Here is a 22272-nt window from a genome sequence, read left to right as displayed (position 1 = left end):
TCCCGACTGGGCAGCGTCGAGGAGAAGTTACCTCCGGGAAACGTCGTTGTCGCCACGTGGTGACGACGCTGGCGCTAATGTCCCGCAAGGTGACATCGCAACGCGCCGGCACCGCGCCGCAGACGCCGCCACGATGCGCTCTCGACGACCGTCCCGATCGCGAGAGCCATCCGTCTGGCCACCTTCCACCGATGCGCCGGTCGGCGATCGCCATGCTGGTGTTTCTCGCCGCGTCGATGCTGTTCGGGCTGTTCGGCGCCTCCCCGGCCGCGGCCGCGCCCGGCGACTCGGTCCGCGTCTTCGGCGTGCTGCGCAACGGTACGGACAAGGTCGCCGGCGTCGAACTCGAGGCCAAGGACGCATCCGGAACCGTTGTCGGCACCGCGACCTCGTCGGCCACGGGTGCGTGGTCCATCAACGTGCCACCCGGCCAGTACACGATCGTCATCAACACCGACTCACTCCCCGACGGCGTCGAGGTCCAGAAGGCGGAGCTGCCCGTCGACGTCAGCGGTGGCACCGCGCGACCGGTCATCTTCTCCTTCGGCGATGTCCGCACCGGCACCGAGGTGTCGGCAGTCTCCGAACTGACACGGCTGGCCATCGACGGCATACGCTTCGGCCTGATCATCGCGATCACCGGCGTCGGTCTCAGCCTCATCTTCGGCACGACCGGACTGACGAACTTCGCGCACGGCGAGTTGGTGACACTCGGCGCGGTGATCGCATGGGTGATCAACGTCAAGCTCGGCGTCCAGCTGATCCCGGCGACGATCCTGGCGGTGATCGTCGGTATCGGTATCGGCATCCTCAACGAGCTCGGTCTGTGGAGACCGTTGCGAAGACGACGAACCGGGCTGATCGCCATGCTCGTCGTGTCGATCGGCCTGTCGCTGGTGCTTCGCTACCTGATCCTGATCTTCTTCTCCGATCGCGCCGAACCGTTCGACGACTATCAGGCGCAGACCCAGATCGGCTCGGGCCCCTTCGCGATCACACCGGTCAACCTGGCCTGCATCATCATCAGCATCGTGGCCCTGCTCGGCGTCGCACTGCTGTTGCAGCGCACCAGGATCGGCAAGGCCATGCGCGCCGTCGCCGACAACAAGGATCTCGCCGAGTCGTCGGGTATCGACGTCGACCGGGTCATCTTGTTCGTGTGGGCCCTGGCCGGCGGTCTGGCGACGCTCGGCGGCGTGATGTTCGCGCTCTCCGAGCTCGGCGGCCGGGTGCAGTGGGAGATGGGCTTCAAACTGCTCCTGCTGATGTTCGCCGGCATCACACTCGGCGGTCTCGGCACGGCCTACGGCGCACTGCTCGGGTGTGTCATCGTCGGTCTGCTCGTCCAGTTGTCGACCTACATCCTCAGTCCGGACCTGAAATACATCGGCGGGCTGCTGATCCTGATCATCATCCTGACCATCCGGCCCCAGGGCATTCTCGGATCTCGAGCGAGGATCGGCTGACCCATGGACATCATCTCAGCGCTCCAGATCGCGATCGCCCAGCTGATCGGCCCGTCGGCGATCTTCTACGCCCTGCTGGCCATCGGCCTGAACCTGCACTTCGGCTACGCCGGCCTGCTCAACTTCGGCCAGATCGCCTTCGCACTGCTCGGCGGATACGGCGTCGGCATCATGGCGGTGAACTACGACCAGCCGTTGTGGCTCGGCGCCCTCATCGGCATCGCCGCGGCCGGGATGCTGGCCGTGGTGCTCGGCCTGCCGACCCTGCGTCTGCGCGCGGACTATCTGGCGATCGTCACCATCGCCGCATCGGAGATCCTGCGTCTGGTCTTCCGTTCGACGTCGACCGACGATTTCACCCGCTCCACCAACGGCATCTACGGATACGCGGGCAGCTTCTTCTCCATCAGCCCGTTCGACAACGGCAAGCAGTACTCGTTCCTCGGGGTCAAGTTCCTCGGCGGCGACCTGTGGTCGATGGTGGTCGGCTGGATCGTCGTCGGCCTGCTGTGTGTGATGGTGTATCTGCTGGTCCGCAGTCCGTGGGGCCGCGTCCTCAAGGCGGTGCGCGAGGACGAGGACGCCGCCCGCTCGCTGGGTAAGAACGCCTACTTCTACAAGATGCAGGCCCTGGTACTCGGCGGTTGCATCGGCGGCCTCGCGGGTGTCTTCAATGCCTTTGCGACGCAGTCGATCAATCCCGACTTCTACTCGACCGCACAGACGTTCTTCGCCTACGGCGCGCTGATCCTCGGCGGGGCGGCGACGGTGTTCGGTCCGGTGCTCGGTGCCATGTTGTTCTGGTTCCTCCTCGCCGTGCCCGACGCACTGCTGCGGCAGGCCACGTCCGGCGACGACCCGCTGTTGAATCTGTCCGCGCAGCAGGTCGGCGCATTCCGCTACGTTCTGCTCGGTCTGGCGATCATCCTGATGATGGTGTTCAGACCGCAGGGCCTGCTCGGGAACAAGAGGGAGGTGCAGCTCGATGCCTGACGACTCCGCCTACACGGGTACTGCGGCCATCCGGGCGACGCGCCGGGACCTCACCGCGCTCTCGGCCACCGAGCGTGCCCAGCTGTTCGCCGGTGTGGCCGCCGAGTCGGGTTCGCCCAAACCCGATCCGATCATCGTGGTGGACAACATCTCCCGTACTTTCGGCGGCATCAAGGCGGTGCAGGTCGATCATCTCGAGGTGCAGCGCGGCGCCATCACCGGCCTCATCGGCCCCAACGGCGCGGGCAAGACCACCTTCTTCAACCTGATCACCGGCTTCGACAAGCCCGACTCGGGCACGTGGTCGCTCAACGGCGACTCCCTGGGCCGGATGGTTCCGCATCAGGTGGCCCGCCGTGGCATGGTGCGCACCTTCCAGCTCACCAAGGCGCTCGCGAAACTGACTGTGCTGGACAATGTCCGACTCGGCGCGACCGGGCAGCGGGGCGAGCATTTCCTCGCCGCACTCGCGCCCTGGGTGTGGCGCAGACAGGAGGCCGAGGTCACCGAACGCGCACACGAGTTGCTCCGGCGCTTCAAGCTCGACGCCAAGGCCGACGACTTCGCCGGCTCCCTGTCGGGCGGGCAGCGCAAGCTCCTGGAGATGGCGCGCGCGCTGATGACCGACCCCGAGATCGTGATGCTCGACGAGCCCATGGCCGGCGTCAACCCGGCCCTCACCCAGAGTCTGCTCGAACACATCAAGTCGTTGCGGGACGAAGGGGTCACGGTCGTCTTCGTCGAACACGACATGGACGTCATCCGCGACATCAGCGACTGGGTCGTCGTGATGGCCCAGGGGCAGATCATCGCCGAGTCGCTCCCGGATCGGTTGGGCGACAACGACGCCGTCGTCGATGCGTACCTCGGCGGGCATCACGACCAGGCCCTCGAGTTCGACGACCAGGGTCGGCCGGTGGGCGCCACCGCCGTACTCGCGGAGAAGGTCGAGGCGGCCATCGAGGCGACGCTGGAGGACGGCGGGGATCTCTCGGAGGTCACCGAACTGCCCCCCACGACCCCGGACACGAAGAAGGACGGACGATGAGCACCGACCCCGGTCCCGGACAGCTGACGCCCGCGCAACTCGCGGCCACCGCCGAGGAGCACCGCAAGCTGGCCGGCAACGCCCTGATGCGGGCCGACGACATCACCGCCGGCTACCTGCCCGGCATCAACATCCTCGAGGAATGCAACTTCTACCTCGGTGACGGGGAGATCGTCGGGATCATCGGCCCCAACGGCGCTGGGAAGTCGACGCTGTTGAAGACCCTGTTCGGACTGATCCCGGTGCGCAAGGGGTCGGTCACACTCCGCGGCGACGACATCACCTCGGCCAAGGCCCACGTCCTCGTCGACAAGGGTGTCGGTTACGTCCCGCAGACACAGAATGTGTTTCCCGCGTTGACGATCGAGGAGAATCTCGAGATGGGCGTCTATCTGCGGCCCAAGACCTTCGCCAAGCGGTTCGACTTCGTGTCCGAACTCTTCCCCCTGCTCTCGGAACGGCGAAAGATCAAGGCGGGTGCGCTCTCCGGCGGCGAACGGCAGATGGTCGCGATGGGCCGTGCGCTGATGATGGACCCAGCGGTACTGCTGCTCGACGAGCCGTCGGCCGGTCTGTCCCCGATGTTCCAGGACGAGGTGTTCATCCGCTGCAAGGCCATCAACGCGACCGGCGTCTCGATCATCATGGTCGAGCAGAACGCCCGGCGGTGCCTGCAGATCTGCGACCGCGGGTATGTCCTCGACCAGGGCCGCAACGCCTACACCGACACCGGCCGCAACCTGGCCACCGACCCCAAGATCATCGAGCTCTACCTCGGCACGCTTGCGGGCAGCTCCGAGATGAGCTGAGGTCATAGGCCCGTCCCGACGGCACTTCCCCCGCCGACCGCACCGACGACGAGACCCCCGGCCGAAGCCGGGGGTCTCGTCGTGTGCGGGTCTTACTGCGCCGCGACCGAGACGTACTTGCGCGTCGGGGTGAGCAGCTTGTTGGCGTCGTCGAACTCCAACACACCGTACGAGCCGACACTCGGCTCACCGGCTGCGTTGAACGCCAGGTTGCCGGTCTTGCCGACGTAGGCGATCGTCTTGCCACCGTTCAGCAGGTCCAGGCAGGCCTGGTAGGAGTCGCAGTTCTCCTCGCCGTTGGTCACCCCGATGATGTTTGCCGCGATCGCGCGGCCGTCGGTCGACTTGGCCGCGGTGGCCGCGAGTGCACTCAGCACCGTGGCGTCGTAACTCTCACCCGAGTAGTTGAAGTCGATGAGATCGCCGTCGACCTCCTTCAGGGCCGCCTGGAAGTCACCGCTGGTCTGGGTGAGCGGCGTGGTGCCCTTCATGCCGGCGAGCAGGCCCGGACCGACGGCCTCACCGAGGGCGTTGCCCATGTTGCCGTCGACACCGTAGACGAGCTTGCCGTCGCTCGGGCCGATGCCCACCTCGTGCATACGGGTGATGATCTTGGCGCTCTCCTCGAAACCGATGACCGCGATGCCGTCCGGGTTGAAGTTCTTCACCTGATCGACCTCGGCGTTGAACGACTGGGCGTTCGGGTCGTAGATGATCTTCTGGATCTGGTCGGCCGGGACACCCGCGGCCTCGAGATCGCGAACGGTGTTGTCGGCCAGTCCGGTTCCGTACGGGTCGTTGAGCGCGAGGATCGACACGCGCTGCACGCCGTCCTCAGCCATCGTCTGCGAGAGCGCCTGCGCCTGGAGGGTATCCGCCGGTGCGGTGCGGAAGTACTGCCCCTTGTCCTCGTAGCAGGTGAATTCGTCGGAGGTGTTGGCGGGCGAGAACATGACCGCACCCGCGTTGGCGACCTTGTCGATCACCTTCAACGACACCGAGGACGACGCGGCACCGATGATCACCTGCGTTCCGGCGCTGAGTTCGCGGTCGACGGTGGCGTTGGCCGTGTCTGTCGTGGTGTCTCCGGAGTCACCGGTGACGAGCTCGACGGGTTGGTCGAGGACCCCGCCGGCGGCATTGATGTCCTTGATCGCGAGCTCCACGCCCGCCTCCATGGGCGGTCCGAGGAAGGCCAGCGAACCGGTCGCCGGAAGCAGGGTGCCGACCTTGAGTGCGGCCGTGCTCGCCGGGCCGGGGACGGCCTTGGGCGGGTTGCACGCCAGCTTCTGTGCGAGGCCGAGGCCCGGAGGTGCGGGCGTGGACTCGACGGCGGCGCTCGACGACGCCTCGGAACCGCCGTCGGAACCCGAATCTGAATTGCTACAGCCCGCGACCACCAGCGTCGCCGCCGCGGTCACGACCACTGCCCCGCTCCTCAAAAAGCGTACGGACATCGATGCTCTCCTTGCGTCTGGCCTGCGCGCTCGGCAGTCGGCCGGTGCGGTCGGCGTTTGTCACGAAGGCGGCGCATCGCCGTACGGCGAACCGCGCCTCGCAGGAGAAAGCTAGCGCGATCTTGTTGCGGCTGCGTAAAGACAGTGAAACTGGTTTGCGCGCACAGGCATTGCACCGTCCAGGGGTTCTGGGTCAGTCGCTGCCGAGCGTCTCGACGACAACCTGCGCAACGGCTTTCATGGTGGTCCGGCGGTCCATCGCCGCACGCTGTATCCATTTGAAGGCATCCGGTTCGGACAGAGCCTGCTTCTCCATGAGCAGGCCCTTGGCCCGCTCCACGAGCTTGCGGGTCTCCAGCCGCTCGTTCATGGTCGCGACCTCGCGCTCGAGCTGTTTGAGCTCCTGGTAGCGACTCACAGCCACCTCGATGGCCGGCACCAGATCGGCCTTCGTGAACGGCTTGACGAGATAGGCCATGGCGCCGGCGTCGCGTGCCTTGTCGATGAAGTCGCGCTGGCTGAATGCGGTCAGCATGACGACCGGGGCGAGGCGCTTCGCGGCGATCTCGGTCGCGGCATCGATACCGTCGCGCACCGGCATCTTGATGTCCATGATCACGAGGTCGGGGGCCAGCGACTCGGTCAACTCCACGGCGACCTGCCCGTTCGGCGCCTCGCCGACGACGTCGTAGCCCTCTTCACGCAGCATCTCGATCAGATCCATCCGGATCAGCGAATCGTCCTCGGCCACCAGCACGCGGTGTGTTGTCGTGGTCTCACCGGCTGCGGTCGTCGCACTGTCGGTCACCGTCACCATCCCCTCCTCCGCGTCGCTGACGCCACGTCTGTGTGCACGCAGAGTACCGGTTGGCAGGCCGCTCGGCCGATCATCTAGAGTTGGTTCCCGGCGCGGGCAACCCGCGCACTGGCCCCCGTAGCCCAATTGGCAGAGGCAACGGATTCAAAACCCGTCCAGTGTCAGTTCGAGTCTGACCGGGGGCACCAGGCACAGCCGTAATCGGCCCGCTGCCATCTCGTACCGATTCGCGACGCCGGTCCGACGTCCGACTCTCGCTCACCAGGACAACGACGGTTCGTCGTCGCCTACCGCGATCCCGACATCGCTCTGGTGCACCGTCCGAACACCGAACAGCCGGTCGAGGAGTTCGTCCGTGCCCAGGTCGGTGCGCTCCGACCAGCGTCGGGACCGGTGCCGGGCGCGTGACGATGTAAGCGTCACCAACGCCGCTGGGGACCCGTCGAACTCCACCGTCACCCGGCCGCACTCCCCCGGCGCGACGTGGGCCGTCAGCAGCGCGAGCGAGTCACCGGCGAAGATCACGGGCCCGTCGACCTCCAGAACGAACCTGCACCGCGACAACGTCGATGCGTCCGGACCGCCGACCCGGAAGCGCGAATCGCGCACGCCCAGTTGTGCGAGCAATTCGTCGGCGTGTGCGCCGGCGAGCCAGACGGCGGCATCCGTTCCGCGCAGCGCCCCGCCGACGGTGAGCATCAGCGACGCCGCCGAGTGGCCCGCCGTCGACACCAGCACCACGACGTCCGGGATCGCGTACACCAGTTCGGCGGACCTGGCCGCCGGGTCGGTGACGAGCGGGGCGAGGGCCAACGCTTCGACATTCTTCGCCGAGACCCGTTCGGATACAGCGCGTTCTGCCCAGTCGGGTCCGTCGTGCCAGGCGACGGCGTCGGGTTCGTGAGCGAACACCGCACCCATCATGAAAGCCCGGTTCGCGAATTCCCAGTCCTCTCCCCCGTACTGGACGAACGAAGGGTCGAATCCTCCCACGTCGTCGAACAGCTCCCGGCTGCAGCTCATCACCGCGCTGATCATGTACTTGTAGCCGTCCCAGCCCGGGAGCAGGAGGTTGGATGTGCGGTCATAGGCGTCGACCAGCCACTCGGGTTCGTGGTCGTGCGCAGCCTCGAGATGCCGCTGCGTGGACAGCCATTCGACCACCGAGCGCGGCTCGACCTGGCTCAGGTCCCCGTGCTTACGTCGGCCGACCACGAGTACGTCGGGCGCCGCGGCGGGCAGTCGGACCATGTGCGAGACGTAGCCGGCGGTCGGAACCGTATCCGCGTCGAGGAAACACAGCACCGAGCCGTTCGACGCCGCGACACCCAGGTTGCGGGCGGCGGCGGCTCGAAATCCCTTGTCCTCCTGCCTGACCACGGTGATGGTCAACCGGGAGGTCCACGCGCTCACATCCGGGGGAACTCTCGATCCGTCGTCGGCGACCACCACCTCCAGTCGATCCGGCGGATAGGTCTGCGCCGTCAACGCCTCGAGGACCAATGAGAGTTGGTGTGGCTGCTCGTAGTACGGGATCACGACGCTCACCACGGGTCTCGACGAAGTACTCCCGACCAGGTCCCAGCGATTGTCGGGCACGATGGTCCGGCCATCGTCGAGTCCGACGATCGTCACGCACTCCACCGCCGCAGCAACAGCTCGTGACTCCGACCGACATCGGCGACGGTCGGCGACGGCGACACCGCCGCATCGATCCACATGGATTCCGGATGCGCGAACGCCTTCTCGATGGCGGCCCGAAGCGCCGCGTCGTTGTTGTCGTGCATCGTGAGCACGCCCGGCGACCGAGCGGCGAGTTCCTCGGTGTAGGCGGTCCGCGGAACCAGTGGACGACGTCCGGCCGAGATCCAGGAATTGATCGAACCGGATGCCGACATGTGCCGGTGGTATGCGACCGGAACCGTGACGTCGGCAGACGCCCGGCGGAGTTCGTCGTCGGTCAGGTAGCCGGTGATCGTGCATCGCCTCCCCGTGTCCGCGGCGAGCTTCGCGAGATCGTCGGCGAGATCGTCGTGGCCGGGCGACGGAGTGCCGAGCGCCACGAAGCCGACCGACGGATCGAGACCGGCCATCGCTCGGAGCGTCTCGATGTGACCCTTCCCCGGATACAGGTAGCCGAGCACACCAACGGTCAACTCGTCTGTGTCCGAGGGCTTGTGGGCACGGACGGCGTCGAACATCAGCGGCACGACCTCCACCTCGATCGACGCGTCGACATACTCGGCGAAGAGCGACGCCTCGTGTCGGCTGGACACGATCACGCCCGCGGCGGATCGGGCCACCGCCCGGAAGAACTCGATCCGGGCCGGCATCGCCCGTCCATCCGAGGGCTGCGGCAGATCGTGCAACGTCACCGAGACCGGGCGTCGGAGCCCCGCAATCATGGCGAGCAGGTTGTCGCGCGCTCGCAACGGGGTGTGTCCGAACAGACGGTCGGTCACGTGCATGTGCACGTGTGCGCACTCGGCCAGAACCGAGGACACGCCGGCACAGCGCGTGCGGACGTGTACGAGTCGATGATCGCCACCCTGGGCCGTCACCGCGTCGAAGACAGACTGGGCATACCGCACCACACCGTGCGAGCGGGGTCCGACGAGGAGGTGCCCCACTGGGCTCGTCATGACATTCCCAGGATCTCGATGAGATCGCCGTACCGGTCCAGCACGGCGTCGATGAACTCGGGATGCTCTGCGTACCACTGCATCTGACTGCGGTGCACCTCTTCCTCGGTCAGCACCGCACCGTCGACGTCCCAGGACGCACGCGGGGTCGCCTGGATACCGAGCGCGTCGATCACCCGTCGTTCCAGCGGCGCCCGGATGTTGCCGAGCAGGTCGCGTGACGGTGGGACCGGCGCCGACGCCCCGAGCGCCTCGAGAATCCGACCGCCGAGGGTCAGTAGTACCCGGTTGCCGGGATGGTTGATCGTATGTGCGGCGTCGGCCCCGACGTCGAGCAGGATGTCGGAGATCCCGACGTCGCAGTGCCGCCGCTCGCGGACCTCGAGCTGGGCCACACTCCACTGTGCGGCCTCCCGGAAGCGGTCGGCGGAGACCTCGACATCCCATTCGTCGAAGCGGGTCCGGCCGGCTCTGACCGCCAGGACGGTCCGGAGATCGTGGTAGGGAACAGCAGCGGGTACCGCGGACGGTTGCGCGGGATGTCGGGCGATGACCTGAAACGGGAACAACCCGCCGTAGCGGATGACCGGCCACACCACCACGGTCGCGGCCGGCGCCATCTCCGCGAGGTCGGGTCCACCGATCGGGAGCCCCCGGTATCGGGCACGTACCGGCTGAGAGACGATGACCGCGGCCCGGCGGACGAGGCGTTCGACATCAGCGATGTCGGTGGACTCGAGTTCGTGGACCGGTGGGACTCGAATGGTGCGGAACGGAAGGTCCGGGGAGCTGGACAGCACGATCCGCAGCGCTTCGGCCTGGCAGTTTCCCCAGACGACGAGCAGCCGCTCGTCATCGTTCATCTGCGCCTCGGTGACGCCGTAGAACTCGCCGTAGTGTCGGGTCCGCCCGTCCACCAGCACGGTGTCACTCGACGTCATACGCACTTCGCTGTGGTCGAGCGACCTGGTGGTGTGCTGTCATCGTGTGTATCGACTCCCCTCGCGGACAACCGGCCGACCCCAACTCCCCGTATATCCGTTCGTCTCGCTGACGAATCATCGGTTTGGTCACAATGCCCCGGTCCCCAGACATTCGGAACGAACCGGAAACCGGACGGGTGAGCGACGGCCCCGGTGATCAGATCACCGGGGCCGTCTCTGCCGTACGAGAGGTGGCGTCACAACGTCCGGGCGATGATCTCCTTCATGATCTCGTTGGTGCCCGCGTAGATCTTCTGGACGCGGTTGTCGGCCCACAGACGCGCGATCGGGTACTCGTTCATGTAGCCGTACCCGCCGAACAGCTGCAGGCACTCGTCGGCGACCACCATGGCCCGGTCACTGGTCCACCACTTCGCCATGGCGACGGTCGGGATGTCGAGCTCGCCCTTGATGTGCTTGTTGATGCAGTCATCGACGAACACGCGCGCGATCCGTGCCTCGGTCGCCGCCTCGGCGAGTTTGAACTTCGTGTTCTGAAAGCTGAAGATCGGCCGGCCGAATGCCGTGCGGTCCTTGGTGTAGGCGATGGTCTCGGAGACGGCCTTCTCCATGCCGGCCACCGAGGCCAGCGCGATGATCAGCCGTTCCTGCGGGAGCTGCATCATCAGCTGGACGAAGCCCTGGCCTTCTTCGGGGCCGAGGAGGTTCGAGGTGGGGACGCGCACACCATCGAAGAACAGCTCCGAGGTGTCCTGCCCTCGCTGGCCGATCTTGTCGAGTACCCGGCCGCGTCGGAAACCTTCGCGCTCGGCCTCGACCAGGATGAGCGAGATGCCCTTGGCTCCCTCGGAGACGTCGGTCTTCGCGACGACGATGATGATGTCGGCCTGACCACCGTTGGTGATGAAGGTCTTGGAGCCGTCGATGACGTACTCGTCGCCCTGCTTGATCGCCTTCGTCTTCACGTTCTGCAGATCCGACCCGGTACCCGGTTCGGTCATCGCGATGGCGCCCACCGCCTCGCCACTGGCCATCTTGGGCAACCAGGTCTTCTTCTGCTCCTCCGAGCCGTACTCGAGGATGTAGTGCGCGACGATGCCGTTGTGCAGGCTGACGCCCCACGAGCTGTCGGCGACGCGCGCCTGCTCCTCGATGAGCACGGCCTCGTGCGCGAAGGTGCCACCGCCGCCGCCGTACTCTTCGGGAATCGACATGCAGAGCAGGCCGAGGTCACCGGCTTTGTTCCACAGGTCGCGGTCGACGTGGTGCTGCTCGATGAACTTCTCGGTGTTCGGCTGGATCTCCTTCTCACAGAAGCTACGTGCGAGATCCCGCAGCGCGGTGAGATCGTCGTCTTCCCAGGAGGACCGTTCGGTCATGGTGTGCGTACCTATCCACGATTGACAGTGTCAACGGTGAGCGTAACAGTCACCGTTGGCACTATCGTGGCGGCGTCGTCAGCCCTGACTGCGGAGCACGTTCTTCGTCGGTACGGCCGACCACCGCCGACTCGACGACATCGGGATGGCTGTCGAGCACCCGCTCCACCTCGACCGACGCGATGTTCTCACCGCCGGAGATGATGACGTCCTTGCTGCGGTCCCGGATCTCGACGTACCCGTCGGCGTGCATGACCGCGAGATCACCGGTTCGCAACCAGCCGTCGACGGTGGCCGCAGCCGTCGCCTCAGGGTCGCGGTAGTAGCCGAGCATCACGTTGTTGCCGCGGACCACCAATTCACCGATGGTCTCGCCGTCGGACGGGACATCTCGTCCCTCGTCGGACACCACCCGAACCCGCCCTGCCACGATGTTCCCGATCCCCTGCCGTGCCTTGCGTACGGCGCGTTCGTCGTCCGTGGCGTCGTCCCACTGAGGCTGCCACTCGTTCACGACGATCGGGCCGAACGTCTCGGTCATCCCGTAAAGATGGGTGATCTCGATGCCGAGCCCGGCCATCCGCGAGAGCAGCGCGGGAGATGGCGGTGCACCTCCCGTCGCAGCCCGGACGACGCGGTCGAGCCGTGCCGCGGACGGGTCCTCCGCGATCATGGTGAGCACCGTGGGAGCCGCGCTGAAGTGAGTCACCCCGTCCTCGGTGAGGTGGCGCCAGATCCGTCCGGTGTCGATGCTGCGCAGGCAGAGGTTCGTACCACCCGCGGCGATGACGGCCCAGGTGAAACACCAACCGTCGCAATGGAACATGGGTAGGGTCCACAGGTATGTCGAGCCCGGTCCGAGACCGGAGTGGTACGCCATCGCCAAGGACTGCAGGTACGCGCCGCGGTGGTGGTACATCACGCCCTTCGGACGGCCCGTCGTCCCCGAGGTGTAGTTGATCGCCAGCAACCCCCGCTCGTCGGTCTCCCGCCGAACCGGCGCCCCGGCCTGCGCGAGCAGCGACTCGTACTCGTCCGCGCCGTCCGCTGAACCGCCCACGACGACCCGGATCCCCACCGATTCGGCGACCGCCCGTGCACGGTCGGCGAACTCGACGGTCGCGACAAGGAGCGTCGCACCGCTGTGCTCCAGGATGTAGACGAGCTCGGGCTCGGAGAGCCGGATGTTGAGCGGCACCAGCACCGAACCGTGCGCGGGCACGGCGCTGTGCAGTTCGAGCATCACCGCACTGTTCGCACACAGGGCGGCCACGCGGTCACCCGGCCTGACGCCGAGCGCCTCCAGCGCGGCGGTGACGTGCCCGACCCGCCGATACAGGTCGGCGTAGGTGAGGCGGAGCGCACCGTCGATGACGGCGGTGCGGTCACCCCTGTAGATGTAGTGAGTCGTTGCTCTGGGCGCAACGTTGTGCGACATCTGGCCTCGAGCGGGTGGCCCGCGCGCGCCGCGCACCGGGGAACGGGAGTTCGTCGAAGACGATACTGCGTATGGGTCCGTTAACGTCGGAAGAGCTTGTTGCCCAACCACACCAGCGGGTCGTAGGTGCGGTCGACAACTCGCTCCTTCATGGGGATCAACGCGTTGTCGGTGATCTTGATCTGCTCGGGACAGACGTCGGTACAGCACTTGGTGATGTTGCAGAGGCCCAGTCCGTGCTCGGTGCGCGCCGAGTCGCGGCGTTCGGCCACGTCCAGGGGGTGCATGTCGAGTTCGGCGACGCGCATCAGGAAACGCGGCCCGGAGAAGTTCTGTTTGTTGTCCTCGTGATCGCGCACGACATGGCAGGTGTCCTGGCACAGGAAGCACTCGATGCACTTGCGGAACTCCTGCGAACGCTGCACGTCGACCTGCTTCATCCGGTACTCCCCCGGCGCCAGACCCGGTGGCGGTGTGAACGATTGCACTTCACGGGCTTTGGCGTAGTTGAACGAGACATCGGTGACCAGGTCGCGGATCACCGGGAACGTGCGCATCGGGGTCACCGTCACGACCTCGTCCTCGGTGAACGTCGACATCCTGGTCATGCACAGCAGTTTGGGACGCCCGTTCACCTCCGCCGAACACGATCCGCACTTGCCCGCCTTGCAGTTCCAGCGCACCGCGAGATCCGGAGCCTGCGTCGCCTGTAGGCGGTGGATGATGTCCAGCACCACCTCGCCCTCGTTGACGGTCACCGTGTAGTCCTCGAGACCGCCGGCGTCGGTGTCGCCGCGCCAGATCCGGAACTTTGCGTCGTATCCCATGTCAGTCCTCCGAATGCCCCTCGGCTCGCTCGCCACCGGCGCCGGGATGACCGGCTATCTCGGCCGCCGTGTAGTACTTCTCGATCTCGGGGAACTCGAACAGCTCCAGGAGGTCCGGCCGCATCGGCGTCTGTTCAGTGCGCACGACGCTGACATCCGGCACCGCGGCGTCGTCCCCGTCGAGGTCCGCGGTGCACACCAGCAGCGCATTGCGCCAGTTCGAGTCCATGGACGGATGGTCATCGCGGGTGTGACCACCGCGGCTCTCGGTGCGCATGAGTGCGGCCTTCGCGACGCACTCGCAGACCAGCAGCATGTTTCGTAGGTCGACTGCGAGATGCCAGCCCGGATTGAACTGACGATGTCCCTCGACCTGCATGCCGCCCAGGCGCTTTCGCAGGTCCGCGAGCACGCCGATCGCCTCCTGCATCTCGTCCTCTTTCCGGATGATCCCGACCAGATCGTTCATGGCCTGCTGGAGGTCGGTGTGCAGGGTGTAGGGGTTCTCCGGTTTGCCCTCGGCCGGCGGATCGAAGGGCGCAAGCACGGACGCCGCCGCCCGGTCGATGTCGTCGGCGGAGACCGCGGGACGGGTCGCCAGCGATTCGACGTACGCCGCCGCCCCGAGGCCGGCACGACGCCCGAAGACCAGCAGGTCCGACAACGAGTTGCCGCCCAACCGGTTCGAACCGTGCATCCCGCCGGAACACTCGCCGGCCGCGAACAGGCCCGGAACCCGTGACGCGGCCGTGTCCGGATCCACCTCGATCCCGCCCATCACGTAGTGACAGGTCGGCCCCACCTCCATCGGTTCGGCGGTGATGTCGACGTCGGCGAGCTCCTTGAACTGGTGGTGCATCGACGGCAGCCTGCGCATGATCTCCTCGGCGGGCATGCGGGACGCGATGTCGAGGTAGACGCCGCCGTGCTCGGTGCCGCGTCCGGCCTTGACCTCCTCGTTGATCGCCCGCGCGACCTCATCGCGCGGCAGCAGGTCCGGTGTTCGCCGGGCGCTGTCGTTGTCCGCCAGCCATTCGTCGGCCTCCTCTTCGGTCTCGGCGTACTGACCTTTGAAGACCGGTGGGATGTAATCGAACATGAAGCGCTTGCCCTCGGTGTTCTTGAGAACTCCACCGTCGCCGCGAACGCCCTCGGTCACGAGGATGCCCTTGACGCTGGGCGGCCACACCATCCCGGTCGGATGGAACTGGACGAACTCCATGTTGATCAGGCTCGCGCCGGCTCGCAGTGCCAAAGCGTGCCCGTCGCCGGTGTATTCCCACGAATTCGACGTCACCTTGAACGACTTGCCGATCCCGCCGGTGGCGACGACCACCGCGGGCGCCTCGAACACGATGAAGCGGCCGGACTCGCGCCAATACCCGAATGCACCGGCGATCGCGTCGCCGTCCTTCAGCAGTTCGGTGATCGTGCATTCGGCGAACACCTTGATGCGCGACTCGTAGTCACCGGTGGCGGCGTAGTCCTCCTGCTGCAGCGAGACGATCTTCTGTTGCATCGTCCGGATGAGCTCCAGCCCGGTGCGGTCGCCGACATGAGCGAGTCGAGGATAGGTGTGGCCGCCGAAGTTGCGCTGCGAAATCCGCCCGTCCGCGGTTCGATCGAACAGGGCGCCATAGGTTTCGAGTTCCCAGACACGATCCGGGGCCTCTTTGGCGTGCAACTCGGCCATGCGCCAGTTGTTCAGGAACTTGCCGCCTCGCATCGTGTCCTGGAAGTGTGTCTGCCAGTTGTCTTTCGAGTTGGCGTTGCCCATCGAGGCGGCACATCCGCCTTCGGCCATGACCGTGTGGGCCTTGCCGAACAGCGACTTGCACACCACGGCCACCGAGTAGCCGCGCTCGCGGGCCTCGATGACCGCTCGCAGGCCGGCACCCCCCGCACCGATGACAACGACGTCGTACTCGTAGCGTTCCGGCTCGGTCATCTAGCGGGACTCCCAACGTTGAGAACGGCTGCACCACAGGCGTTGTGTTGTCAATCGGTCAACCCACGAACCTCAGGTCCGAGATGGTGTTGCTGGCGACCAGCATGATGTAGAAGTCGGTGAGCACCAACGTGCCGAGCGTGATCCAGGCGAATTGCATGTGCCGGGTGTTGAGCTTGGACACCTGACTCCAGACCCAGTACCGCACCGGATGTTTCGAGAAGTGCTTGAGCCGGCCGCCGGTCACGTGGCGACACGAGTGGCACGACACCGTGTAGGTCCAGAGCAGGAGCACGTTGACGACGAGGATCACGTTGCCCAGCCCGAAGCCGAAACCGCCGCCTTCACCGTGGAAGGCGACGATCGCGTCGTAGGTGTTGATCACCGAGATGACCACGGCCACGTAGAAGAAGTACCGGTGCGAATTCTGGATGATGAGCGGCAGTCGCGTCTCGCCGGTGTACCGACTGTGGGGTTCGGCGACGGCGCAGGCAGGCGGCGACAGCCAGACCGACCGGTAATAGGCCTTGCGGTAGTAGTAGCAGGTCAATCGGAACCCGAGCAGGAACGGCAGCGAGAGGAATGCCAGCGGAATCCACATGGGGAGTTCGGGGAAGGGGGTACCGAAATGACTCGCCCCGGGCACGCACGACTCGCTGAGGCACGGCGAATAGAACGGCGAGAGGTAGTGATAGTCCGCGGCGTAGTAGGCGGTGCGCACGAAGGACCGGATCGTCGCGTAGATGACGAAGGCCGCGAGACCCACGACTGTCAGCAGCGGCGACAGCCACCACCTGTCCTGGCGGAGAGTTCGGGCCAGGATTCGCGCGCGGCCCGGAGAGAAGACCCCGACTGTGTCCCGCTCAGTCGCGGGGGCGCTCACTTCGTGCGCTCACGCGAATGAAAGCCCAGCCCTTCGTCTTGCGCACCCAGCCAGGCCGACTCGTCCGACTTGCAGTCAGGCACATAGATCACCTGGTCTCGCCCGACTTTCGTCTGCAGCAGCGGTGGCGGTGCGTGCTCGAAGTCGTGAAGGTCGATCTCCAGCCGATCCAGATCGTTGGACATTCGCCGAACCGCGTCTACATCGCCGTACTGCGTCTGCAGCGTGGTCATGTGATGCCGTAGCGCACCTATACTCCGATGCAGCTCCTTCATCTCGGTCGGTATCATGGCACATCCCTTCCTGCCTATGTGATGAAGAACACAGTACCGGCCGGGCCCGCTGAGTCAACGATGTTGGCGGAACGTGTCGGCTCCCCCGACCGGAGGCCGCCAGATGAACGACGACGACCACGTTCCCGCGCAGAACCTGCCCCGAGCTGAGCAGCGTTGGACCGCATCGGCGTTCGTACTGGTCGCGATGGCGATCCCGTTCCTCTTGCCCGCGCGTTACGCCGCCGGTACCGCTTGGCTGCTACCCGCGATCGAGGGGCTGGTCCTGCTGACACTGATCGTGGTCGACCCCGGTCGCATCGACCGGCCCGGCCGGTGGGTCCGCAGCCTCTCCGTGGGGCTGGTCGTCGCCATCGCCGCAGGTGCGGCGTGGGGAGCGGGACGACTCGTGTGGGACCTGCTGCACGGAGATCCGCAGACCGCGGCGGCGAACCAGTTGCTGGTCGCCGGGGCTCTCGTCTGGCTGCAGACCGTCATCGCGTTCGCATTCCTCTACTGGGAGCTCGACGGCGGCGGTCCGGTGAACCGGCACCTGCGTCCGGCCGCATACCCGGACCTCGCCTTTCCGCAACACCTCGAGCCCCGACTGGCACCGCCGGGATGGCGTCCCGTGTTCTTCGACTACCTCTATCTGGCCCTGACCAACGCGACTGCCTTCAGCCCCACCGACGTGATGCCGCTGTCGCGTCGTGCGAAGCTGGCGATGGCGTCGCAGTCGCTGTTGTCGATCGTCATCCTCAGCCTGGTGGTGGCCAACGCGGTCAACCTTCTCGATTGACAACCGCGGCACGATCGCACACCGGAATAGGGTCGGCGACGTGACGGTTGTGCCGGCGGGGTCCGGAGGACCAGATCGGAGTCACGATGAGCGAGCCATCTATCAGGACCGTGCCGTCGCGGCAGGTCATTCCGGGTACCGAGCGGCACATCTTCCGGAGCGGGTGGCTCGATTCCCGCCAGTCCTTCCCCGTCACGGGCAACTTCGATCTCGCGGCGAACGCCCACGGAGTCCTGCTGGTGCACAACGACGATCGCGTCGACGCCGGTGAAGGTTTCGACGCCCACTTCCACCGGGATGCCGAAATCATCACGTGGGTACTCGAAGGTGCTGTCGCTCATCGTGATTCGTTCGGCAACACCGGCACGATCACGCCGGGCGTCGCGCAGCGGATGAGCGCGGGCCGCGGGATCACCCATACCGAGGCGAATGCGTCACGGCGCAGCGAGAACCGGGACCTGCGCGTCGTGCAGATGTGGGTGGCGCCCGAGCACGGTGGAGGTGAACCCGGCTACGCCGAACGCGACTTCAGCGCCGATCTCGCGACCGGCGGGCTGGTCACGGTGGTCTCCGGCAGGCCCGAACACGCGGGCACAGATGCGATCTCGATCGGCAACCCGTTCGCGGCACTGCACGTGGCCCGGATCGGTTCCGGACAGTCGGTCGCCCTTCCCCCGGCACCGTACGGACATCTCTACGTTGCGCGAGGCGGTGTCGAGCTGGACGACGGCATCCGACTCGTCGAGGGCGACGCGCTGCGCACCATCGATGAGGGCGCGGTCGGTGTCACCGCGACGTCCGAGGCCGAGATCCTGTTCTGGGAGATGCACACGACGTTCAACCGTGACCTCTGACCACCCGTCGGGCCGAACTGGACGCGGAAAGGAAGCCCAACATTCGTCAACCGGCGATGACGGCGACTGCGAATGCGAGGTCACCCGACGATGGCGCCCCGGAGGTACTGGTCCAGAATGCGCCGGATGTCGACTGCCGGGTTGATGGCGGTGCGGTAGAACACCAGTGAATCCGTGATCGCGAGTAGATCTTCGACCTCGACGCCCGAATTCGGCAGGCCGGCACCGGCGAGCGAACGCGTCGCCACCAGTCGTGCCACGTCCTCGACGTCGGACCGACCCGTCAACCTTTGGCGAATGGCGGGCAGATCGTCGAGTTCGAGGATGAGCGCGTAACGGGCGCGCATGTCGTCGTGTCTGGCAGCGAGGGTGTCGACCAATTCCGACAGCGATCCGGCCAGTTCGTCGACCGGAACCCGTCCGTCGTGGTCGACCCCTTCATCTGTCATCACCAATGCCTCGGTGTCGATCCGGGTGCGGGCCGCCAGTGCGTCGACGATGAGCTCGATCAGCGCGATCCGGGTCCTCGCATGGTAGGAGGTCGACCCCAGCGGCAACCGCGCCTCCCGATCGACAGCCCGATGGGTGAGTGCGCGGACACCGTCGCGGGCGATGATTCGGATGCCGGCATCGGCGATGACATCCCGACGCCCGCCTCCACTGGTCGAATCCGCAGACATGCGCGAGATACTACAGATGTAGCGGATCGTCCCGTAGTCTCTACATGTGTAGAGCCCGATGCATCGCGGTGGACGGAGACGCCAGTGGAAATCGATTTCGTACCCGACCCAACGCTGTATCCCTTCGAGTCACGATGGTTCGAATCGTCGGTCGGACGGCTTCATTACATCGACGAAGGCGTCGGGCGAGCTGTCCTGATGTGTCACGGGTCCCCCACCTGGAGCTTTCTCTATCGGCACATCGTGACCGGGCTGCGCGATCGTTTTCGCTGCGTCGCCCTGGACCTCCCCGGCTTCGGGCTGTCCACTCGCCCCGACGGGTTCGGCTACACCATCGCCGAGCTGACAGTTGTCCTCGGCGAGCTGATCGACCACCTCGCCTTGGACGACTTCGTCCTGGTGGGTCACGACTGGGGTGGACCCATCGGACTCGGTGCGGCAGTCCCCCGCGCCGAACGCGTGGGCGGGATCGTTCTCGCGAACACTGCATTCTGGCCGATCGATCCGCTACCGAATCGATTGTTCAGCGCGGTCATGAGCAGTCGTCCGTTGCGACAGTGCATCCTCGAACAGAATCTGCTCGTCGAAGGCGTACTGCTCGGCAGGTTCGGGCCGACCTTGACCAACGCGGAGGGCGAGCACTATCGCCGGGTGCAACCGAGTCCCGACGCCCGATATGGACTCTCGGTCATGCCCGGCGAGATCCGCTCGGCGAGACCACTCCTCGAGCAGTTAGCCGCGGATGTCCCACTCCGTCTGGGCGATAGGCCGGCACTCGCCGTATGGGGGATGGGGGACATCGTTTTCCGGCCGCGACACTGCCTCCCGAAGATTCGCGCGGCCTTCTCCGACCTGGAGGTCGTCGAGCTCCCGGACGCCAAGCACTTCGTGTCCGAAGACGCTCCCGAGACGATGAGCGCGGCAATCGCCGCGCGATTCCGCGATCGGTGACGAGCTTCGGCGACCGTTTCTTCGTTGAACTGCACAGGATTTGCCATAACGCTGCCGGTTTCCGGCGGCACGGCTACTGTGTGAGCCACTCGAAGGGCGAGGCACTGCGCGCGCCTCGCCGGTCAGGTCACCGAGCGAAAGGACGTCCATGCCTTCCCCGTCGCCCGCAGCACGACTCGCGGCTGAGTTCTTCGGAACATTCTGGTTGGTCTTCGGCGGATGCGGCAGCGCGATCTACGCCGCCAAGCAGATCGCCCAGTCCGAGGACGGCCAGGACACCTTCCAGGTCGGAATCGGGTTCCTCGGTGTCTCTCTGGCTTTCGGTCTCACCGTCGTGACGATGGCCTACGCGGTGGGGCACGTCTCCGGCGCACACTTCAATCCCGCGATCACGCTGGGCGCCGCCGTCAGCGGCCGGCTCTCCTGGAAAGAGCTGCCCACCTATTGGGTGGCGCAGGTCGTGGGTGGCCTGTTGGCCGGCCTCATGCTCTTCCTCATCGCCAAGGGCCAACCCGGGTTCGAGGCCGAGGGCAACATGGCCGCCAACGGATTCGGCGAACACTCCCCCAGCAACTACTCGCTCACCGCGGTCCTCATCGCGGAGATCCTGCTGACGGCGTTCTTCCTCATCGTGGTCCTCGGCGCGACCGACGGACGCGCTCCCGCGGGCTTCGGCCCGCTGGCCATCGGCCTGTGCCTCACTCTCATCCACCTGATCTCGATCCCGATCAGCAACACGTCGGTCAACCCGGCGCGTTCGACGGCGGTCGCCTTCTTCAACGGCAACGGCGCACCCGGTCAGTTGTGGGCCTTCTGGCTGGCGCCGCTGATCGGCGGACTGATCGGCGGTCTCCTCTACCCGCTGCTGTTCCAGAACGGGAAGCGCGCGGCAGCCGAACCAACACGGACCGAGACCGCCGACGCCTGATCGTGGCGATGGGCCGGTTCGAGGACGCCCCTGCCGTGCGACTGATGAACCCGAATGCTCGGAGCGGGCCCAACTACTGCTCCCTGAGGAGGCCGGAGCTTGCGGAGGCCGTCACGAAGGGGGCTGGTGAGTCGGGTTGCGAAGACCCTTCGTGACGCGCCTCCTGCAAGCTCCGGGCGCTCCTCAGCCTGGATATTTCACTGATGTTGCTGGTGTTCGGCGTGTGATATGCGAAAGTGCCTGTCTACCTTGTGATTATTGATTCACCACAAACAAATAGTCACAAGAAGAAAGGCACCTCGCAGGTGAAGAATAACGTGTATCCCGAGTTGATGGTGGACCCCACGCGCACCGAGTCGGTGCTGACAACCTCCGGCGGGGTGTTACTGACGAAAACCGTGCAGGTCTGCGGCCTGGGCGCCGCCCTGACCGCGGCAATGGCGCCATGGCGAACGACAGCCACGGTCCATGATCCGGCCAAGATCGTGCTGGATCTGGCGATGACCTTGGCGACCGGTGGTGACTGTGTGGCCGATGTGGCCACAGTCCGTGCTCAACCACAGTTGTACGGGCAGGTGGCCTCTGATCCCACGATCTCGCGGGTGATCACCCGACTCGCTGCTGATGTCGAGGCGGTCAGTACCGCGATCGGTGCGGCTCGCGCCGCCGCGCGGGAACGGGTGTGGGACATCGCCCGCCCACTGGAAGGCGCCGCGGGCAGCGTCGATGGCGGGCTGGTGACCGTCGATCTCGATGCCACGACCGTGACGGCCGGATCGGCCAAAGAACAGGCCCAGAAAACGTATAAACGGGTGTTCGGGCATTCCCCGATGTGTTCGTTCGTCGACCACGGCGCCTACGGCACCGGGGAAACACTGAACCTGGACCTGCGGCGTGGGGGCGCCTCCCCCAAGGGTGCGGACATGCACATCGCCGCCACCGAGAGGGCGGTGGCGCAGTTGCCCGCTGCCGAACGCGCCCACGTGCTCATCCGTACCGATTCGGCCGGGTGTGCCAAAGAGTTCCTGGAGCTTGTCAAGATGTCTGTGTAAGAACGTGACTCCTGGGTTTCCTGTGGTTGCTGGTTGGGTCTAGTTGAGGTGGGGTTCGATGCGGTCGGGGTAGGCCAGGGCTAGT

The 22272-nt window shown here is 66.0% G+C and carries 21 protein-coding genes and 1 tRNA gene; 10 read left to right on the top strand and 12 right to left on the bottom strand.

Annotated features, from left to right (window positions below; genetic code table 11):
- The first annotated feature begins 212 nt into the window (after positions 1-212).
- From ACFUEJ_RS15525 to ACFUEJ_RS15510, 4 genes are read left to right on the top strand one after another with little or no spacing between them, the layout of a single operon-like run.
- Positions 213-1466 (top strand): branched-chain amino acid ABC transporter permease, encoded by a 1254-nt coding sequence (locus ACFUEJ_RS15525; RefSeq protein WP_388030450.1) that lies wholly within the window; start codon positions 213-215, stop codon positions 1464-1466.
- A gap of 3 nt (positions 1467-1469) precedes the next feature.
- Positions 1470-2459 (top strand): branched-chain amino acid ABC transporter permease, encoded by a 990-nt coding sequence (locus tag ACFUEJ_RS15520; RefSeq protein ID WP_247449452.1) that lies wholly within the window; start codon positions 1470-1472, stop codon positions 2457-2459.
- Positions 2452-3507 carry an ABC transporter ATP-binding protein gene (locus ACFUEJ_RS15515; protein WP_388030391.1) on the top strand — a complete coding sequence of 352 codons (1056 nt, stop codon included), beginning with the start codon at positions 2452-2454 and terminating at the stop codon, positions 3505-3507. Before ACFUEJ_RS15520 ends, ACFUEJ_RS15515 begins: the two co-directional genes overlap by 8 nt.
- Positions 3504-4316, top strand: a complete 813-nt coding sequence (locus ACFUEJ_RS15510; RefSeq protein WP_388030388.1) for an ABC transporter ATP-binding protein — start codon at positions 3504-3506, stop codon at positions 4314-4316. Before ACFUEJ_RS15515 ends, ACFUEJ_RS15510 begins: the two co-directional genes overlap by 4 nt.
- Positions 4317-4408: 92 nt before the next feature.
- Here ACFUEJ_RS15510 and ACFUEJ_RS15505 read toward each other — a convergent pair whose 3' ends face one another.
- Positions 4409-5773 carry an ABC transporter substrate-binding protein gene (locus tag ACFUEJ_RS15505; RefSeq protein WP_388030385.1) on the bottom strand — a complete coding sequence of 455 codons (1365 nt, stop codon included), beginning with the start codon at positions 5771-5773 and terminating at the stop codon, positions 4409-4411.
- A 193-nt stretch (positions 5774-5966) separates the two neighbouring features.
- Positions 5967-6590, bottom strand: coding sequence for an ANTAR domain-containing response regulator (locus tag ACFUEJ_RS15500; protein WP_159371932.1), 624 nt, complete (start codon positions 6588-6590; stop codon positions 5967-5969).
- A gap of 111 nt (positions 6591-6701) precedes the next feature.
- On the opposite strand from ACFUEJ_RS15500, the gene ACFUEJ_RS15495 reads away from it, so the two are divergent.
- Positions 6702-6778, top strand: a tRNA-Leu gene (locus tag ACFUEJ_RS15495).
- A 70-nt stretch (positions 6779-6848) separates the two neighbouring features.
- On the opposite strand, the gene ACFUEJ_RS15490 is transcribed toward ACFUEJ_RS15495, so the two are convergent.
- The 9 genes from ACFUEJ_RS15490 to ACFUEJ_RS15450 all read right to left on the bottom strand — a co-directional run bounded on the left by ACFUEJ_RS15490 (position 6849) and on the right by ACFUEJ_RS15450 (position 16941).
- Positions 6849-8225, bottom strand: coding sequence for a glycosyltransferase (locus tag ACFUEJ_RS15490; protein WP_068972547.1), 1377 nt, complete (start codon positions 8223-8225; stop codon positions 6849-6851).
- The gene (locus tag ACFUEJ_RS15485; protein WP_068972538.1) at positions 8222-9232 is read right to left on the bottom strand and encodes a hypothetical protein; all 1011 of its coding nucleotides are present in this window, start codon (positions 9230-9232) and stop codon (positions 8222-8224) included. The genes ACFUEJ_RS15490 and ACFUEJ_RS15485 overlap by 4 nt, the downstream gene beginning before the upstream one ends.
- Positions 9229-10173, bottom strand: coding sequence for a WcbI family polysaccharide biosynthesis putative acetyltransferase (locus ACFUEJ_RS15480; RefSeq protein WP_068972539.1), 945 nt, complete (start codon positions 10171-10173; stop codon positions 9229-9231). Before ACFUEJ_RS15480 ends, ACFUEJ_RS15485 begins: the two co-directional genes overlap by 4 nt.
- A gap of 239 nt (positions 10174-10412) precedes the next feature.
- The gene (locus ACFUEJ_RS15475; RefSeq protein ID WP_065632378.1) at positions 10413-11555 is read right to left on the bottom strand and encodes an acyl-CoA dehydrogenase family protein; all 1143 of its coding nucleotides are present in this window, start codon (positions 11553-11555) and stop codon (positions 10413-10415) included.
- Between the two features lie 61 nt (positions 11556-11616).
- Positions 11617-12993, bottom strand: coding sequence for an AMP-binding protein (locus ACFUEJ_RS15470; RefSeq protein WP_388030379.1), 1377 nt, complete (start codon positions 12991-12993; stop codon positions 11617-11619).
- An 80-nt stretch (positions 12994-13073) separates the two neighbouring features.
- Positions 13074-13820, bottom strand: coding sequence for a succinate dehydrogenase/fumarate reductase iron-sulfur subunit (locus tag ACFUEJ_RS15465; RefSeq protein WP_065632377.1), 747 nt, complete (start codon positions 13818-13820; stop codon positions 13074-13076).
- 1 nt (position 13821) lies between these two features.
- On the bottom strand, positions 13822-15768 hold the full coding sequence (locus ACFUEJ_RS15460) for a fumarate reductase/succinate dehydrogenase flavoprotein subunit (protein WP_226513498.1): 1947 nt from the start codon (positions 15766-15768) through the stop codon (positions 13822-13824).
- A 58-nt stretch (positions 15769-15826) separates the two neighbouring features.
- Complete coding sequence (locus ACFUEJ_RS15455) at positions 15827-16651, bottom strand: hypothetical protein (RefSeq protein WP_165629944.1); 825 nt, start codon at positions 16649-16651, stop codon at positions 15827-15829.
- Positions 16648-16941 carry a hypothetical protein gene (locus tag ACFUEJ_RS15450; protein ID WP_078113201.1) on the bottom strand — a complete coding sequence of 98 codons (294 nt, stop codon included), beginning with the start codon at positions 16939-16941 and terminating at the stop codon, positions 16648-16650. Before ACFUEJ_RS15450 ends, ACFUEJ_RS15455 begins: the two co-directional genes overlap by 4 nt.
- 106 nt (positions 16942-17047) lie before the next feature.
- Between ACFUEJ_RS15450 and ACFUEJ_RS15445 the strand changes: the two genes are divergently transcribed.
- The gene (locus tag ACFUEJ_RS15445; protein ID WP_165629943.1) at positions 17048-17722 is read left to right on the top strand and encodes a DUF1345 domain-containing protein; all 675 of its coding nucleotides are present in this window, start codon (positions 17048-17050) and stop codon (positions 17720-17722) included.
- A gap of 86 nt (positions 17723-17808) precedes the next feature.
- Entirely contained in the window at positions 17809-18576 is a 768-nt protein-coding gene (locus ACFUEJ_RS15440; protein WP_068972548.1) for a pirin family protein, read from the top strand.
- Between the two features lie 80 nt (positions 18577-18656).
- On the opposite strand, the gene ACFUEJ_RS15435 is transcribed toward ACFUEJ_RS15440, so the two are convergent.
- On the bottom strand, positions 18657-19256 hold the full coding sequence (locus tag ACFUEJ_RS15435; protein WP_068972542.1) for a TetR/AcrR family transcriptional regulator: 600 nt from the start codon (positions 19254-19256) through the stop codon (positions 18657-18659).
- 84 nt (positions 19257-19340) lie between these two features.
- Here ACFUEJ_RS15435 and ACFUEJ_RS15430 point away from each other — a divergent pair, with 84 nt between their 5' ends.
- The 3 genes from ACFUEJ_RS15430 (at position 19341) to ACFUEJ_RS15420 (ending at position 22187) form a co-directional block, all read left to right on the top strand.
- Complete coding sequence (locus tag ACFUEJ_RS15430; protein ID WP_078113205.1) at positions 19341-20207, top strand: alpha/beta fold hydrolase; 867 nt, start codon at positions 19341-19343, stop codon at positions 20205-20207.
- A 148-nt stretch (positions 20208-20355) separates the two neighbouring features.
- Positions 20356-21135: an aquaporin Z gene (aqpZ, locus tag ACFUEJ_RS15425; RefSeq protein WP_165629942.1), complete on the top strand. Its 780-nt coding sequence runs from the start codon at positions 20356-20358 to the stop codon at positions 21133-21135.
- Positions 21136-21371: 236 nt separating this feature from the next.
- Complete coding sequence (locus ACFUEJ_RS15420; protein WP_388030374.1) at positions 21372-22187, top strand: transposase; 816 nt, start codon at positions 21372-21374, stop codon at positions 22185-22187.
- The last annotated feature ends 85 nt before the right edge of the window (positions 22188-22272 follow it).

The organism is Gordonia sp. NPDC057258 (assembly GCF_042668985.1).
Classification (GTDB): Bacteria; Actinomycetota; Actinomycetes; order Mycobacteriales; family Mycobacteriaceae; genus Gordonia; species Gordonia hongkongensis.
The sequence above is the reverse complement of the archived record's forward strand: the minus strand, read 5'-3'. Positions and strand labels throughout refer to the sequence as shown.